At 70.2% G+C, this 16408-nt stretch carries 14 protein-coding genes; all 14 read left to right on the top strand.

From position 1 onward, the window contains the following. The first annotated feature begins 1 nt into the window (after position 1). The 14 genes from ACFV6V_RS05220 (at position 2) to ACFV6V_RS05285 (ending at position 16341) form a co-directional block, all read left to right on the top strand. Complete coding sequence (locus tag ACFV6V_RS05220; protein WP_385559310.1) at positions 2-1969, top strand: peptidoglycan D,D-transpeptidase FtsI family protein; 1968 nt, start codon at positions 2-4, stop codon at positions 1967-1969. Between the two features lie 17 nt (positions 1970-1986). After that, on the top strand, positions 1987-3693 hold the full coding sequence (locus ACFV6V_RS05225) for a UDP-N-acetylmuramoyl-L-alanyl-D-glutamate--2,6-diaminopimelate ligase (RefSeq protein ID WP_385559313.1): 1707 nt from the start codon (positions 1987-1989) through the stop codon (positions 3691-3693). 4 nt (positions 3694-3697) lie between these two features. Continuing rightward, a complete protein-coding gene (gene murF / locus ACFV6V_RS05230) occupies positions 3698-5143 on the top strand; it encodes a UDP-N-acetylmuramoyl-tripeptide--D-alanyl-D-alanine ligase (RefSeq protein WP_385559315.1) in 1446 nt (481 codons plus the stop codon). Then, positions 5140-6210 (top strand): phospho-N-acetylmuramoyl-pentapeptide-transferase, encoded by a 1071-nt coding sequence (gene mraY / locus ACFV6V_RS05235; protein WP_361278354.1) that lies wholly within the window; start codon positions 5140-5142, stop codon positions 6208-6210. The genes murF and mraY overlap by 4 nt, the downstream gene beginning before the upstream one ends. After that, complete coding sequence (murD, locus tag ACFV6V_RS05240) at positions 6207-7613, top strand: UDP-N-acetylmuramoyl-L-alanine--D-glutamate ligase (RefSeq protein WP_385559318.1); 1407 nt, start codon at positions 6207-6209, stop codon at positions 7611-7613. Before mraY ends, murD begins: the two co-directional genes overlap by 4 nt. Before the next feature lie 67 nt (positions 7614-7680). Next, positions 7681-9048, top strand: a complete 1368-nt coding sequence (gene ftsW, locus ACFV6V_RS05245; RefSeq protein ID WP_385559321.1) for a putative lipid II flippase FtsW — start codon at positions 7681-7683, stop codon at positions 9046-9048. Between the two features lie 6 nt (positions 9049-9054). After that, entirely contained in the window at positions 9055-10149 is a 1095-nt protein-coding gene (gene murG, locus ACFV6V_RS05250; protein WP_385559323.1) for an undecaprenyldiphospho-muramoylpentapeptide beta-N-acetylglucosaminyltransferase, read from the top strand. Between the two features lie 50 nt (positions 10150-10199). Then, complete coding sequence (locus tag ACFV6V_RS05255) at positions 10200-11075, top strand: cell division protein FtsQ/DivIB (RefSeq protein ID WP_385559326.1); 876 nt, start codon at positions 10200-10202, stop codon at positions 11073-11075. 277 nt (positions 11076-11352) lie between these two features. Then, positions 11353-12558, top strand: coding sequence for a cell division protein FtsZ (gene ftsZ, locus ACFV6V_RS05260; protein WP_385559329.1), 1206 nt, complete (start codon positions 11353-11355; stop codon positions 12556-12558). Between the two features lie 28 nt (positions 12559-12586). After that, positions 12587-13333 carry a peptidoglycan editing factor PgeF gene (gene pgeF / locus ACFV6V_RS05265; RefSeq protein WP_385559332.1) on the top strand — a complete coding sequence of 249 codons (747 nt, stop codon included), beginning with the start codon at positions 12587-12589 and terminating at the stop codon, positions 13331-13333. Continuing rightward, entirely contained in the window at positions 13330-14046 is a 717-nt protein-coding gene (locus ACFV6V_RS05270; protein WP_385559335.1) for a YggS family pyridoxal phosphate-dependent enzyme, read from the top strand. Before pgeF ends, ACFV6V_RS05270 begins: the two co-directional genes overlap by 4 nt. Positions 14047-14180: 134 nt before the next feature. Further along, complete coding sequence (gene sepF, locus ACFV6V_RS05275) at positions 14181-14804, top strand: cell division protein SepF (RefSeq protein ID WP_361278335.1); 624 nt, start codon at positions 14181-14183, stop codon at positions 14802-14804. A 66-nt stretch (positions 14805-14870) separates the two neighbouring features. Next, positions 14871-15167 (top strand): YggT family protein, encoded by a 297-nt coding sequence (locus ACFV6V_RS05280; protein WP_361278332.1) that lies wholly within the window; start codon positions 14871-14873, stop codon positions 15165-15167. A gap of 49 nt (positions 15168-15216) precedes the next feature. After that, a complete protein-coding gene (locus tag ACFV6V_RS05285) occupies positions 15217-16341 on the top strand; it encodes a DivIVA domain-containing protein (protein WP_385559338.1) in 1125 nt (374 codons plus the stop codon). The last annotated feature ends 67 nt before the right edge of the window (positions 16342-16408 follow it).

Below are 16408 nucleotides of genomic sequence, written 5' to 3' on the forward strand. Positions count from 1 at the left end.
AGTGCCCCCCAAGGAAACTCCGCGCCGCCGCGTCCCCGGCCCCGCCCGCCCCTCCGGCAGTGCCCAGCGTCCCCGGCCCCGGTCCGCGAACCGCCCACGCCCTGCCGCGCGCCGGCCCGCAGCCCCGCCCCAGCGGATCCGGCTCGGCAGCCCTCGCCCACGGCTGCGGCTCGTCAGCCTGGCCCTCAGCCTCACCATGCTCGTGTTCGTCGTACGCCTCCTCCAGGTGCAGGCGGTCGACGCGAGCACATACGCGGCCATGGCCGACAAGAACCGCTACATGAGTCACAAGCTCACCGCCGAACGGGGCGAGATCACCGACCGGTCCGGAATCGCTCTCGCGACCAGCGTCGACGCGTACGACATCACCGCCGACCCGAAGATGTTCACCCCCGAGGAGAGCAAGGCACCGGACGCACCCGAGCAGGCGGCGGCGCTGCTCGCCCCGATCCTCGGCAAGGAGGCCGCCGAGCTCGCGAACCGGCTCAAGACCCCCAAGTCCCGCTACACCGTCCTCGCCCGGCGGCAGACGCCCCAGGTGTGGAAGCAGATCAGCGACCTCAAGGGCGTCTTCGCCGAGAAGGCCAGGGCCGACCAGGCCAAGGGCGGCCCGGGGGCCAATGTGCTGGCCGGGGTGTTCCGTGAGGCCAGCAGCAAGCGCGTCTACCCGAACGGTGATCTCGGGGCGGGGATACTGGGTTACGTCAACGCCGAAGGCCGTGGCGGGGGCGGCCTGGAGTCCATGCTCGACGCCGAACTCGCGGGCAAGGACGGCGAGATCAGTTACGCCCAGTCCGGTGGCCGGCGCGTCCCCACCGCGGGAGCGCGCGAGGTGCCCGCAGTCCCCGGCTCCGACATCGAGCTCACCATCGACCGCGACATCCAGTGGGCCGCCCAGCAGGCGATCGCCGCCCAGGTGAAGAAGTCCAAGGCCGACCGCGGCTATGTCGTGGTCCAGAACACCCGCACCGGCGAGATCCTGGCCATGGCCAACGCCCCCGGATTCGACCCGAACGACATCTCCCAGGCGAATGCGGCGGCCATGGGCAACGCCGCACTCCAGGATGTGTACGAGCCGGGCTCCACCAGCAAGGTCATGTCCATGGCCGCGGTCCTGGAGGAGCAGGCCGCGACCCCCGCCACCCATGTCACCGTCCCGAACCGGCTGCACCGCGGCGACCGGCTCTTCCACGACGACATCGACCACCCCACCTGGCATCTCACCCTCAACGGGGTGCTCGCCAAGTCCAGCAACATCGGCACGATCCTGGCGGCCGGTCAGCTCGGCAGGACCCAGGCGGAGGCCAACCGGGTGCTCCACTCGTATCTGCGCAGGTTCGGCATCGGCAGCCCGACCGGACTCCATTACCCCGGCGAGTCGCCCGGCATCCTCGCCAAGCCGCAGAAGTGGTCCACCTCGCAGCAGTACACGATCCCCTTCGGCCAGGGCCTGTCCGTCAATGCCGTCCAGGCCGCGTCGGTGTACTCCACCATCGCCAACGGCGGCGTACGCATCGACCCCACGCTGATCCGGGGCACTACCGGGCCCGACGGAAGGTTCACCGCAGCCCCCGAGCCCGGCAAGTCCCGGGTGGTCAGCGAGAAGACCGCCCGCACGCTCGCCACCATGCTCGAATCGGTCGTCGGCAACGAGGAGGGCACCGGCACCAGAGCCAAGATCCCGGGCTACCGCGTCGCCGGAAAGACCGGTACGGCCAACCGGGTCGATCCGGAAACGGGCCGCTATAAGGGCTACACCGCCTCCTTCGCAGGCTTCGCACCCGCCGACGACCCCCACATCACGGTCTACTGCGCCATCCAGAACCCGACCAAGGGCAGCTACTTCGGCGGTCAGATCTGCGGACCCATCTACAAGAAGGTCATGGAATTCGCCCTCAGGACTCTTCAGGTCGCACCCACCGGCAAACCGCCCGCGCGGCTTCCGGTGACGTTCGAACCGGGCACATGACCCGGGAGGCACCTTCAGTGACAAGGATCACGCCCGACCCCCCCTCATTTAGCACCGGTCCCGGTACGCCCGGTACGCTCACCGCCGTGCCACATGCTGATCAGTACCGAACCGCCCCACCCCGTCCGGCCGAGGTCCGCCCGATCGACCTCAGTGAGCTGGCCGACCGGCTGGGGGTCGAGCGCCCTGGCTCCGGCGCGGTCACCGGCATCACCCATGACTCCCGGGCGGTGCGCCCCGGAGACCTGTACGCGGCGCTCCCCGGAGCCCGCCTGCACGGCGCCGACTACGTCGCCCAGGCGAAGGATCTCGGCGCCGCCGCCGTACTCACCGACCCCACCGGCGCGGAGCGCGCCGCCGCGACCGGACTGCCGGTGCTGGTCACCGAGAACCCGCGCGGCCGTATGGGCGCCCTCGCGGCGGCGATCTACGGGCAGCCCGGTGAGGGCCTGCTCCAGATCGGCATCACGGGTACCTCGGGGAAGACCACCACCGCCTATCTGGTGGAGGGCGGGCTGCGCGGCGCGGGCCGCCGCACCGGACTCATCGGCACGGTCGAGATGCGCATCGACGACGAGCGCATCAAGGCGGAGCGCACCACCCCCGAAGCCACCGACCTCCAAGCGCTGTTCGCGGTGATGCGCGAGCGCGGCATCGAGTCGGTCGCCATGGAGGTGTCCAGCCACGCCCTGGTGCTCGGCCGGGTCGACGGCTGTGTCTTCGACATCGCCGTCTTCAACAACCTGAGCCCGGAGCACATGGAGTTCCACTCCGGCATGGAGGACTACTTCCAGGCCAAGGCGCAGCTCTTCACTACCGCCCGGGCCCGGCGTGGCGTCGTCAACCTGGACGACGAGTACGGCAGGCGGCTGGCTGCCGAGTCTCCGATCCCGGTCGTCACCTTCTCCGCCGAGGGCCACCCGGACGCCGACTGGCGGGCTGAGGAGGTCGAACTGGGCTCGCTCGGATCGGTGTTCACCGCCGTCGGCCCGCGCGGCGAGCGGGTGAGCGCCCGGGCGCCGCTGCCGGGGCCCTTCAACGTGGCCAACACCCTTGCCGCGATCACCACCCTCGCCGTGGCCGGAATCGACCCGCAGACCGCGGCCGACGGAGTGGCCGCGGTCCCCGGGGTGCCCGGCAGGCTGGAACGCGTCGACGCCGGACAGCCCTATCTCGCCGTCGTCGACTACGCGCACAAGACGGACGCCGTGGAGTCGGTGCTGCGCGCCCTGCGCAAGGTCACCAAGGGCCGGCTGCACATCGTGCTCGGCTGCGGCGGCGACCGTGACACGACCAAGCGGGCACCGATGGGCGCCGCGGCGGCACGTCACGCCGACACCGCCATCCTGACCTCCGACAACCCCCGCTCCGAGGACCCGCTCGCGATCCTCGCCACGATGCTCGCCGGCGCCGCCGAGGTGCCCGCGCACGAGCGCGGCGAGGTCCAGGTGTTCGAGGACCGCGCCGCCGCGATCGAGGCGGCGGTCGCACGGGCCGAAGCGGGCGACACCGTGCTGATCGCGGGCAAGGGCCATGAACAGGGCCAGGACATCGCCGGGGTGGTCCGGCCCTTCGACGACCGGCAGGTGCTCCGCGAAGCGATCGAAGCCCGTTCGGGGCACCGTACCGGCGCGCAGGAAACAGCAGGCGCGGCAGACGTAGCGGATACAGCACACGCAGCGGACACGGCAGACGCAGCCCGTTTCCAGAACAGTCAGGGATGAAGCAGTGATCGCCCTCTCCCTCGCCGAGATCGCCCACATCGTCGGCGGGCAGACCCACGACATACCGGATCCGGCCATCGAGGTCACCGGATCCGTTGTCATCGACTCCCGTCAGGTCGAGCCCGGCAGTCTCTTCGCCGCCTTCACCGGTGAGCATGTCGACGGCCATGACTACGCGGAGCGCGCGGTCGCGGCGGGTGCCGTCGCGGTGCTCGCCGTGCGCCCCGTCGGCGTGCCCGCCATCGTCGTGGACGATGTGCAGACCGCTCTGGGCGCGCTGGCCCGGGCCGTGGTCGAGCGGCTCGGTACGGAGGTCGTCGCCCTCACCGGCTCCGCCGGGAAGACCTCCACCAAGGACCTCATCGCCCAGCTGCTGGAGCGCCACGCTCCGACGGTGTGGACACCCGGCTCCCTCAACAACGAGATCGGTCTGCCGCTGACCGCGTTGCGCGCAACGGCGCAAACCCGCCATCTCGTACTGGAGATGGGCGCCCGGGGCATCGGCCACATCCGCTACCTCACCGGCCTCACCCCGCCGCGTATCGGTGTGGTGCTCAACGTCGGCAGCGCCCACATCGGCGAGTTCGGCGGCCGGGAGCAGATCGCCCAGGCCAAGGGCGAGCTCGTGGAGTCCCTTCCGCCCGCGGAACAGGGCGGCATCGCCGTCCTCAACGCCGACGACCCCCTGGTGCGCGCGATGGCCTCCCGTACGAAGGCGCGCGTCGTGCTCTTCGGCGAGGCGGGCGAAGCGGACGTACGGGCGGAGAACGTCCGGTTGACGCCGAGCGGACAGCCCGCATTCCGGCTGCGTACCCCCTCCGGGTGCGGTGAAGTGACCCTGCGGCTGTACGGTGAGCACCACGTGTCGAACGCGCTCGCCGCGGCCACCGTCGCCCATGAGCTGGGCATGCCCGTCGACGAGATCGCCACCGCGCTCTCCGAGGCCGGCACCCTCTCCCGCTGGCGTATGGAGGTCACCGAGCGTCCGGACGGCGTGACGATCGTCAACGACGCCTACAACGCGAACCCCGAGTCCATGAGGGCCGCCCTGCGCGCCCTCGTGGCCATGGGAGCGGCTGCACGGGCCGCCGGGGGACGTACCTGGGCGGTGCTCGGCCCGATGGCCGAGCTCGGGGACGAGGCGCTCGCCGAGCACGACGCGGTCGGACGGCTCGCCGTCCGGCTCAACGTCAGCAAGCTCGTGGCAGTCGGGGGCAGGGAAGCGTCCTGGTTGCAACTGGGCGCCTATAACGAGGGTTCGTGGGGTGAGGAGTCGGTGCACGTGTCCGACGCGCAGGCGGCTGTTGATCTGTTGCGCAGAGAACTGCGTCCGGGAGACGTCGTGCTGGTGAAGGCTTCGAGGTCGGCCGGGCTTGAGCGGGTCGCCCTGGCGCTGCTCGAGAACACGAACGCGGCGGGCTCTTCCGAGGGGCAGGTAGCCGGTCGATGAGGCAGATCCTCTTCTCGGGAGCCATCGGGCTCTTCCTGACGCTCATTGGTACCCCGCTGCTGATCAAGCTGCTGGCCCGCAAGGGTTACGGCCAGTTCATCCGTGACGACGGGCCGCGCAGCCACGGCAGCAAGAAGGGCACGCCCACGATGGGCGGCATCGCCTTCATCCTGGCCACGCTGATCGCCTACGCCCTCGCCAAGGTGATCACCGGCGAGAAGCCGTCGTTCTCGGGCGTGCTGGTGCTGTTCCTGATGGCGGGTATGGGCCTGGTCGGCTTCCTGGACGACTACATCAAGATCGTCAAGCAGCGGTCGCTGGGGCTGCGGGCCAAGGCGAAGATGGCCGGACAGCTGATCGTCGGTATCGCCTTCGCCGTCCTGGCGCTCCAGTTCGCCGACATCCGCGGCCAGACCCCCGCCTCCACGAAGCTCTCGTTCGTCACCGACTTCGGCTGGTCCATCGGGCCGGTGCTGTTCGTGGTCTGGGCGCTGTTCATGATCCTCGCGATGTCGAACGGTGTGAACCTCACGGACGGCCTGGACGGTCTGGCCACCGGTGCCTCCGTGATGGTCTTCGGCGCCTACACCTTCATCGGGCTCTGGCAGTTCCAGGAGTCCTGCGCCAACGCCGTCACTCTGACCAACCCCAACGCCTGCTTCGAGGTGCGCGACCCGCTCGACCTCGCCGTGGTCGCCTCCGCGCTGATGGGCGCCTGCTTCGGCTTCCTGTGGTGGAACACCTCACCGGCCAAGATCTTCATGGGTGACACCGGCTCGCTCGCCCTCGGCGGTGCGCTGGCAGGCCTCGCGATCTGCTCCCGCACCGAGCTGCTGCTGGCCCTGCTCGGCGGTCTGTTCGTGCTGATCACCATGTCGGTGGTCATCCAGGTCGGCTCCTTCCGGCTCACCGGAAAGCGGGTGTTCCGGATGGCTCCGCTCCAGCACCACTTCGAGCTCAAGGGCTGGTCGGAAGTGCTGGTGGTGGTCCGTTTCTGGATCATTCAGGGCATGTGCGTCATCGTGGGTCTGGGTATCTTCTACGCGGGCTGGGCGGCCGACAAGTGAGCACGCAGGACTGGCAGGGCAAGCACGTCACCGTCGCCGGGCTGGGCGTGAGCGGCATTCCGGCCGCGCGCGTCCTGCACGGTCTGGGTGCGGTCGTCACGGTCGTCAACGACGGCGACGACGAGCGCGCGCGTGCGCAGGCCGCGGAGCTGGAGGCGACGGGGATCACCGTCCGCCTCGGTGACGGGGCGACCCTGCCGGAGGGCACCGAGCTGGTCGTCACGGCGCCCGGCTGGAAGCCCGACAAGCCCCTGTTCGCCGCGGCCGCCGAGGCGGGCGTGGAGGTCTGGGGCGATGTGGAACTGGCCTGGCGGCTGCGCGGCCCCGACTCGGCCCCCTGGCTCGCGGTCACCGGCACCAACGGCAAGACCACCACCGTGCGGATGCTCGCCTCGATCCTGGAGGCCGCGGGGCTGAAGACGGCGGCCGTGGGCAACATCGGGGTCTCGCTGCTGGACGCCGTGCGAGGCGACGAAAAGTACGACGTGCTCGCCGTCGAACTCTCCAGCTACCAGCTCCACTGGGCGCCCTCGCTGCGCGCCCACTCGGCCGCCGTGCTCAACCTCGCACCCGACCACCTCGACTGGCACGGCTCGATGGAGGCGTACGCCGCCGACAAGGGCCGGATCTACGAGGGCAACACGGTCGCCTGCGTCTACAACGCCGCCGACCCCGCCACCGAGGACCTGGTGCGCGAGGCCGATGTGGTCGAGGGCTGCCGTGCGATCGGCTTCACCCTCGGCGCCCCCGGGCCCTCCCAGCTCGGCGTGGTGGAGGGCATCCTCGTGGACCGCGCCTTCGTGGAGAACCGGCAGAAGCAGGCCCAGGAGCTGGCCGAGGTCTCCGACATCAACCCGCCGGCCCCGCACAACATCGCCAACGCGCTGGCCGCCGCAGCCCTCGCCAGGGCCTACGGGGTCGCTCCCGCGGCCGTACGGGACGGGCTGCGCGCCTTCCGCCCCGACGCGCACCGCATCGAGCATGTCGCGCATGTCGCGGGGGTCGCCTACGTCGACGACTCCAAGGCCACCAACACCCATGCCGCGGAAGCCTCTTTGGCGGCGTATGAACCGATCGTATGGATCGCGGGCGGGCTGGCGAAGGGCGCGACCTTCGACGAGCTGGTCCGCGCGTCCGCACCCCGGCTGCGGGGCGTTGTACTGATGGGCGCGGACCGTGCGCTGATCGCCGAAGCGCTCGCGCGACACGCCCCCGAGGTCCCGGTGGTCGACATCGAGCGGACAGACACTGGGGCGATGCCGGCGGCGGTCCGCGCGGCGGCGGGGCTCGCACAGCCGGGGGACACGGTGCTGCTGGCCCCCGCCTGTGCCTCGATGGACATGTTCACCAACTACAACAAGCGGGGCGAGGCCTTCGCGGAAGCCGTCCGCGCACTCGCCTGACCGGCCGGGTCCCCGTCGCCACCGCCCACGACCGGAGGCCAACCGAGCTCTTGAGGGGACACCGCCCATGCCGCAGCACGACCCCACTGCCGCGCTCCCCGGAGTACTGCCGCGCAGCAGCACCGCGGGCACCCCGGCGCGGCGACGCCCCTCCGTGCCCGGCGGGACGAGCCGCGGCAGCAGTCCCGGCGCACCGGGAGGCGGGGGGCCCCGGCGGATCATCGAACAGGCGCGACGGGCCTGGGACCGGCCGCTCACCGCGTACTACGTGATCCTCGGCGCGGGGCTGCTGATCACCGGGCTGGGCCTGGTGATGGTCTATTCCGCGTCGATGATCACGGCGCTGACGTACTCGCTGGCCCCCTCGTACTTCTTCCGCAAGCAGTTCCTGGCCGCGGCCATCGGCACCGTGCTGCTGCTGGCCGCCTCCCGGATGCCGTCCCGGCTCCACCGGGCGCTCGCCTACCCTCTGCTCCTCGTCAGCGTCTTCCTGATGGTGCTGGTGCAGATCCCGGGGATAGGGCATTCCGTCAACGGCAACCAGAACTGGATCTACCTCGGCGGTCCCTTCCAGCTCCAGCCCAGTGAGTTCGGCAAGCTCGCCCTGATCCTCTGGGGCGCCGACCTGCTCGCCCGCAAGCAGGACAAGCGGCTGCTCACCCAGTGGAAGCACCTGCTCGTGCCGCTGGTGCCGGTCGCCTTCCTCCTGCTCGGGCTGATCATGCTCGGCGGGGACATGGGCACCTCGATCATCCTGGCCGCGATCCTCTTCGGGCTGCTCTGGCTGGCCGGAGCCCCCACCAGGCTGTTCACCGGAGTACTCGCCGTCGCCGTGGTCATCGGTGCCGTACTGATCAAGACCAGCCCCAACCGGATGGGCAGGTTCCAGTGCGTGGGCGCCACCGACCCGGGACCCGGGGACATCTGCTGGCAGGCCGTGCACGGGATCTACGCGCTCGCGTCCGGCGGATGGTTCGGTTCCGGCATCGGTGCGAGTGTGGAAAAATGGGGCCAACTACCCGAAGCGCACACCGACTTCATCTTCGCCATCACCGGGGAGGAACTGGGGCTGGCGGGGACGCTGTCGGTGCTCACTCTCTTCGCGGCTCTAGGCTATGCGGGTATCCGCGTGGCCGGACGCACGGAGGACCCCTTCGTGAGGTACGCCGCGGGAGGTGTGACCACCTGGATCACGGCGCAGGCCGTGATCAACATCGGTGCGGTGCTCGGTCTGCTGCCGATCGCCGGAGTCCCCCTCCCGCTGTTCTCCTACGGAGGCTCCGCCCTGCTGCCGACCATGTTCGCCGTGGGGCTGCTGATCGCGTTCGCGCGTGAGGACCCCGCGGCGAAGGCGGCCCTGGCCGCACGCGGGACAGCGGTGAGATGGAAGACGATGAGACGGCGCATGACGAAGCGTCCGTCCGGAGAGCGGTGAATTTCGGTGCATGTCGTACTCGCCGGCGGGGGGACCGCCGGCCACATCGAGCCCGCGCTCGCCCTCGCGGACGCCCTGCGCAGGCAGGATCCGGCCGTGGGCATCACAGCACTCGGTACGGAGCGGGGCCTGGAGACCAGGCTTGTTCCCGAGCGGGGCTATGAGCTGGCCCTGATCCCCGCCGTGCCGCTGCCGCGCAAGCCGACTCCCGAACTGATCACGGTTCCCGGGCGGCTGCGCGGCACCATCAAGGCGGCGGAGCAGATCCTGGAGCGCACCAAGGCCGACTGCGTCGTCGGCTTCGGAGGCTATGTCGCGCTGCCCGGCTATCTCGCCGCCAAGCGGCTCGGTGTGCCGATCGTGGTCCACGAGGCCAATGCCCGCCCGGGCCTGGCCAACAAGATCGGCTCCCGCTACGCCGCGGCTGTAGCGGTCTCCACTCCGGACAGCAAGCTGCGCGACTCCCGCTACATCGGCATCCCGCTGCGCCGGGCGATCGCGACCCTGGACCGGGCCCGGGTGCGCCCCGAGGCCCGCGCGGCCTTCGGGCTCGACCCCAATCTGCCCACGCTGCTGGTCTCCGGTGGCTCCCAGGGAGCCCGCCGGCTCAACGAGGTGATCCAGCAGATCGCCCCGCTGCTCCAGCGCTCCGGGATCCAGATCCTGCATGCGGTCGGCCCCAAGAACGAGCTGCCGCGCGTCGACAACATGCCCGGAATGCCGCCCTACATCCCGGTACCGTATCTGGACCGGATGGATCTCGCGTATGCGGCAGCCGACATGATGCTCTGCCGCGCGGGCGCCATGACCGTCGCCGAGCTGTCCGCCGTCGGGCTGCCTGCCGCGTACGTCCCGCTGCCGATCGGCAACGGCGAACAGCGGCTCAACGCCCAGCCGGTGGTGAAGGCCGGTGGCGGACTGCTGGTCGACGACGCCGAGCTGAGCCCCCAGTGGGTCCAGGGGAACGTGCTCCCGGTGCTCGCCGATCCGCACCGGTTGTACGAGATGTCCCGCGCCGCCGCCGAGTTCGGACGCCGGGATGCAGACGATCTGCTTGTCGGAATGGTCTACGAGGCGATTGCCGCCAGGGCGCGCCGATAGGTGCCGGCCAGGCACCACGACGGCAGCACGACGAAGGGCAGGGCGCGGAGATGGCCGGACCGACGACCGCCGATCGCGGCGCACGCAAGCCGAACGGCCAGCGCCCGTCGAGCCCGTCCAGCGGATCCGGAAAACCCGGTAAACCCAGTCGCTCCGGCTCCGGCTCCGGCGGTTCCGGGCAGCCGGGCCGGAGCGGGAGAGCCCCTGGCCGTAGCCCGTCCCGGGTGTTCCGCCTCCGGATGCTGCTGGCCGTCTCGGCGCTCGTCGTGCTCTCCGGCGCCGGGATCTGGCTGCTGTACGGCTCTTCCTGGCTGCGCATCGAGGAGGTCCGGGTCGCCGGTACGACCGTGCTCACCCCGCGCGAGGTGGAACGGGCGGCGGCGGTCCCGGTCGGATCACCACTCGTTTCGGTTGATCTGGACGGGATCGAGGCGCGGTTGCGTCAGGAGATGCCCCGGATCGACTCGGTCGAGGCCGTCCGGTCCTGGCCGCGCGGGGTCGAGTTGACGGTGGTGGAGCGAAAGCCGGTGCTCCTCGTGGAAGAGGGCGGGAAGTTCGTCGAGTTGGACGCGAAAGGGGTGCGGTTCGCGACCGTGGACACGCCCCCCAAGGGGCTGCCTCTGCTCGAGGCGACCGGCCTCCAGCCGTCGAGTCTGCGCCGTTTCGGCGAGCAGCGACTGGTGCGCGAGGCGGTCCGTGCCACCTCCGGGCTTCCGCCGGGTGCCGCCCGGGCGCTTCGGTCCGTCGAAATCCGTTCGTATGACTTCATCACCATGAAGCTGACGCAGGGCAGAACGGTGATGTGGGGCAGCGGAGACGACGGCGAGGCCAAGGCCCGGGCGCTGGCGGCGCTGCTGAAAGCACAGCCCGACGCCCGGTACTTCGATGTCAGTGCCCCGACCGCCCCTGCGGCATCGGGAAGTTGACGCGCATATGCGCAGGCCAGCACCCTGGTTGGTCAGCGCAACGGCTGATCACATAGGGTGAAAAGAAAAACGGGAGGTTCGGCGTGTTCGTTGAACGCGCGCCACTTATCGACTTAGTGTCTCGTTCGAGAGAGTCCTGAACAAGAGACACTGGTAACCCTAAACTTCAACGTTAGGGTTTGGGTCGGCATTTCGGACCGTCCCATCGGCATCCGTCGTCACGGCGCGGGATCCCCCGCGAAGGACGACACGTATCTCGAGGCGAGAGGCCTTCGACGTGGCAGCACCGCAGAACTACCTCGCAGTCATCAAGGTCATCGGTGTCGGCGGCGGTGGTGTGAATGCCATCAACCGGATGATCGAGGTCGGCCTCAAGGGCGTCGAGTTCATCGCGATCAACACCGACGCACAGGCGCTGCTGATGAGCGACGCCGACGTCAAGCTCGATGTCGGCCGCGAGCTCACCCGCGGCCTCGGCGCCGGGGCCAACCCGGCCGTCGGCCGCAAGGCGGCAGAGGACCACCGCGAGGAGATCGAGGAGGTCCTCAAGGGGGCCGACATGGTCTTCGTCACCGCGGGCGAAGGCGGCGGCACCGGCACCGGCGGCGCGCCCGTCGTGGCCAACATCGCGCGCTCGCTGGGCGCACTGACCATCGGCGTGGTCACCCGGCCCTTCACCTTCGAGGGCCGCCGCCGCGCCAACCAGGCCGAGGACGGCATCGCCGAGCTCCGCGAAGAGGTGGACACCCTCATCGTGATCCCGAACGACCGGCTGCTGTCCATCTCGGACCGCCAGGTCAGCGTGCTCGACGCGTTCAAGTCCGCCGACCAGGTCCTGCTGTCCGGTGTCCAGGGCATCACCGATCTGATCACCACACCGGGCCTGATCAACCTCGACTTCGCCGACGTCAAGTCGGTCATGTCCGAGGCCGGATCCGCCCTCATGGGCATCGGTTCCGCCCGTGGCGACGACCGAGCGGTGGCCGCGGCCGAGATGGCGATCTCCTCGCCGCTGCTGGAGGCGTCCATCGACGGCGCCCGTGGCGTGCTGCTCTCCATCTCCGGCGGCTCGGACCTCGGTCTGTTCGAGATCAACGAGGCGGCCCAGCTGGTCAGCGAGGCCGCCCACCCCGAGGCCAACATCATCTTCGGCGCCGTCATCGACGACGCGCTCGGGGACGAGGTGCGGGTCACGGTCATCGCGGCCGGCTTCGACGGGGGCCAGCCCCCGGCCCGCCGGGAGAACGTGATCGGCTCCACCGCGGCCAAGCGTGAGGAGCCCGCGCCCGCGGCCCGCCCGGAGCCCCGCTCCCTCGGCGGCCTCGGCACGGTGCCCCCGCGCGAGGAGTCCCCGGCCCCGGCCGAGCCGGCTCCCGTGGCGGGCGACAGCTCGCTCCATGGCGGCTCCACCCCGCAGGTCCCCCCGGCCCGCCCGTACGACAGCCAGGCCGAAGAGCTGGATGTCCCGGACTTCCTGAAGTGACATCGCGGTGATACGGGGGCAGGACAGCGTGAGCGGCGCCCACTTCGCCTTCACCGACAGGTGGGGCGGGGTGAGCGCCGCTCCGTACGCGGAGCTCAATCTCGGCGGCGCGGTCGGCGACGACCCCGCCGCCGTTCGCACGAACCGTGAACTGGCCGCCAAGGCGCTCGGGCTCGAACCGGGACTCGTGATCTGGATGAACCAGGTGCACGGACGTGATGTCGCCCTGGTCGACGGCCCCTGGGCGACCGCCGCGTCCACAGGGGATGCGCCCGCGGTGGACGCGGTGGTGACCGCCCGGCGCGGGCTGGCCCTCGCGGTACTCACCGCCGACTGCACACCGGTGCTCCTCGCCGATCCCGTCGCCGGGGTCGCGGGTGCGGCACACGCGGGGCGCCCCGGAATGGTCGCGGGGGTCGTACCGGCCGCCGTGGAGGCCATGATCGCGCTCGGGGCCGATCCGGGACGGATCGTCGCCCGCACAGGACCCGCTGTCTGCGGGCGGTGTTACGAGGTGCCGGAGGCGATGCGCGCCGAGGTCGCGGCCGTGGTGCCCGAGGCATGGTCGGAGACCAGCTGGGGCACTCCCGCCGTTGACGTCACGGCCGGGGTCCATGCCCAGCTCGCGGCACTCGGGGTACGTGACCGCCAGGCATCGGCGGTCTGCACACGGGAATCGGGCGACCACTACTCGTATCGCCGCGACCGCACCACGGGGCGTCTGGCCGGCTACGTCTGGCTGGGGGCCGAAGGCAGTGGAAGAGAAGAGCGATGACCGACCGCAGGACCGAACTCGCCGAGAACCTCGCGCGGGTGGAGGAACGTATCGCTTCCGCCTGCACCGCGGCCGGGCGCAAGCGGGAAGAAGTGACCCTCATCGTGGTCACCAAGACGTACCCCGCGAGCGATGTGCGGCTGCTGCATGAGCTCGGGGTGCGGCATGTCGCAGAGAACAAGGACCAGGACGCGGCACCGAAGGCCGCCGAGTGTTCCGATCTCGATCTCACCTGGCACTTCGTGGGTCAGCTCCAGACCAACAAGGTCCGATCGGTGGCGACTTATGCCGATATTGTGCAGTCGGTCGACCGGTTGAAGCTCGTTCGGGCACTGTCCGCCGCGGCGGTGCGCGAGGGGCGTGAACTTGGCTGCCTGATCCAGGTCGCCCTCGAAGCGGAGTCGGGCTCGGGCGGTCGTGGCGGCGTCTCGCCCGACGGCATCGCGGAGTTGGCGGCCGCGGTCGACGAGTCGCCCGGTCTCAGGCTCGACGGACTGATGACCGTCGCGCCGCTGGAAGGTCCCTACGCAGGGCGTCAACAGGCCGCCTTCGAGCGGTTGATGGAATTCTCATCGGGCGTGCGCGCGGCCCATCCTGCTGCGAACATGGTGTCAGCGGGGATGAGTGCGGACCTCGAGGACGCTGTGGCGGCCGGAGCGACACATGTGCGCGTCGGTACGGCGGTACTCGGAGTCCGACCTCGGCTCGGGTAACGTCGCGATGCAAGTCGGACCACAGTAGAAAATATGGTCATTTCCGTCGAATAGCGGACAGGCCGAGTGGATCGCGGGCACTTGGTGACGTAGCCGAACGAAGCCGATCCACCACAGAGCGGAGGACTCAGAGAATGGCCGGCGCGATGCGCAAGATGGCGGTCTACCTCGGCCTCGTGGAGGACGATGGGTACGACGGCCGGGGTTTCGACCCCGACGACGACTTCGAACCCGAGATGGACCCGGAGCCCGAGCGGGATCGGCGTCGGCACCAGCCCCCGCACCAGGTGGAACGGGAGGAGCCGGTGCGTGCCGTGCAGCCGCCCGCCCCTCGTGAACCGGTTGCCCATTCCGCGCCGCCGCCCGCGGAATCAGGACGTCCGGCGCGAATCGCCCCCGTGGCATCCATCACACCTGAACGTCCGAATCTGGAGAAGAACGCCCCGGTGATCATGCCCAAGGTTGTGTCCGAGCGGGAGCCCTACCGCATCACGACGCTGCACCCCCGGACCTACAACGAGGCCCGTACCATCGGGGAACACTTCCGCGAGGGCACCCCCGTGATCATGAACCTCACGGAGATGGACGACACCGACGCAAAGCGACTTGTCGACTTTGCCGCGGGACTCGTCTTCGGTCTCCATGGCAGCATTGAGCGAGTGACGCAGAAGGTGTTCCTGCTGTCGCCTGCTAACGTCGATGTCACGGCGGAGGACAAGGCCCGCATCGCAGAGGGCGGGTTCTTCAATCAGAGCTGAACACCGGGAACGAACGACCCGGCCGCGAGGCCGGACACGAGAGCCAGGGGAGAGGTACGCGCGGTAATGGGCGTCGCAGTGCAGGTTGTCTACATCGCGCTGGTGTGCTTCCTCGTCGTGCTCTTCTTCCGGCTGGTCATGGACTACGTCTTCCAGTTCGCCCGCTCATGGCAACCCGGGAAGGCGATGGTGGTCGTCCTTGAGGCCACTTACACTGTCACCGATCCACCGCTCAAGCTTCTGCGGCGGTTCATTCCGCCGTTGCGTCTCGGGGGCGTGGCACTCGACCTGTCCTTCTTCGTTCTGATGATCATCGTCTATATCTTGCTCTCCATCGTCCGCGGGGTGGGGAGCGGGATGTGAGCGATACGGTCTTGCCGACTGCCGACGACTACGTAGAGGTGAAGAAGAGATGCCGCTGACCCCCGAGGACGTGCGGAACAAGCAGTTCACGACCGTCCGCCTCCGAGAAGGCTATGACGAGGACGAGGTCGATGCCTTTCTCGACGAGGTCGAAGCCGAGCTGACCCGTCTGCTTCGCGAGAACGAGGACCTGCGCGCCAAGCTCGCGGCAGCGACCCGTGCCGCGGCGCAGAACCAGCAGCAGGGCATGCGCAAACCTCCGGAGCCGCAGGACGGCCGAGGTCCTGGCGCTCCTGTGCCCGCTGCCATATCCGGGCCCCCGGTCCAGCAGCAGCCCCCGCAGATGGGTCCCCCCCAGCTGCCCGGTGGTGCCCCTCAGCTGCCGGCCGGTCCGATGCAGGGCGGCCCGATGCAGGGTGGTCCGATGCAGGGTGGTCCGATGCAGGGTGGTCCGATGCAGGGCGGTCCGCAGGGGCCCGGCCCCATGGGCCCCGGTCCGATGCAGGGCGGTCCCATGGGTGGCCCGATGGGCGGCCCCATGGGCGGTCCGATGGGTGGCCCCGGTCAGGGCCCGGGCGGCGACAGTGCCGCGCGTGTGCTCTCGCTCGCCCAGCAGACGGCCGACCAGGCCATCGCCGAGGCCCGCTCCGAGGCCAACAAGATCGTCGGTGAGGCGCGTTCGCGCGCCGAGGGCCTGGAGCGGGACGCCCGCGCCAAGGCCGACGCGCTGGAGCGGGACGCACAGGAGAAGCACCGCGTCGCCATGGGCTCGCTGGAGTCGGCCCGCGCCACGCTGGAGCGCAAGGTCGAGGACCTGCGCGGCTTCGAGCGCGAGTACCGCACGCGGCTGAAGTCCTACCTGGAGAGCCAGCTCCGTCAGCTGGAGACCCAGGCCGATGACTCCCTGGCCCCGCCGCGGACCCCCGCGACGGCTTCGCTGCCCCCGTCCCCGGCGCCCTCCATGGCCCCGGCCGGAGCCGGTGCCCCGTCCTACGGCGGCAACCAGACCATGGGCGGCCACCCCTCGCCTGCGGGCCCGTCCTACGGCGGCCAGCAGCAGATGTCGCCGGCGATGACCCAGCCGATGGCACCGGTGCGGCCCCAGGGCCAGCAGCCGATGCAGCAGGCACCGTCGCCGATGCGGGGCTTCCTCATCGACGAGGACGACAACTGACGGGCTGCCGCGCGAAGCGCGCGTAGCCGTCGGCAGGCATTCAGGGCCGGGCCCGGGACTTTCGTCC

Source organism: Streptomyces sp. NPDC059828, from assembly GCF_042731955.1.
Taxonomy (GTDB): domain Bacteria; phylum Actinomycetota; class Actinomycetes; order Streptomycetales; family Streptomycetaceae; genus Streptomyces.

What these genes read in the sequence shown, in the direction of transcription:
- mraY (WP_361278354.1), top strand. Translation starts at nt 5,140, where the DNA reads ATGAGGCAGATCCTCTTCTCGGGAGCCATCGGGCTCTTCCTGACGCTC.
- ftsW (WP_385559321.1), top strand. Translation starts at nt 7,681, where the DNA reads ATGCCGCAGCACGACCCCACTGCCGCGCTCCCCGGAGTACTGCCGCGC.
- ACFV6V_RS05255 (WP_385559326.1), top strand. Translation starts at nt 10,200, where the DNA reads ATGGCCGGACCGACGACCGCCGATCGCGGCGCACGCAAGCCGAACGGC.
- ACFV6V_RS05270 (WP_385559335.1), top strand. Translation starts at nt 13,330, where the DNA reads ATGACCGACCGCAGGACCGAACTCGCCGAGAACCTCGCGCGGGTGGAG.
- sepF (WP_361278335.1), top strand. Translation starts at nt 14,181, where the DNA reads ATGGCCGGCGCGATGCGCAAGATGGCGGTCTACCTCGGCCTCGTGGAG.
- ACFV6V_RS05280 (WP_361278332.1), top strand. Translation starts at nt 14,871, where the DNA reads ATGGGCGTCGCAGTGCAGGTTGTCTACATCGCGCTGGTGTGCTTCCTC.
- ACFV6V_RS05285 (WP_385559338.1), top strand. Translation starts at nt 15,217, where the DNA reads ATGCCGCTGACCCCCGAGGACGTGCGGAACAAGCAGTTCACGACCGTC.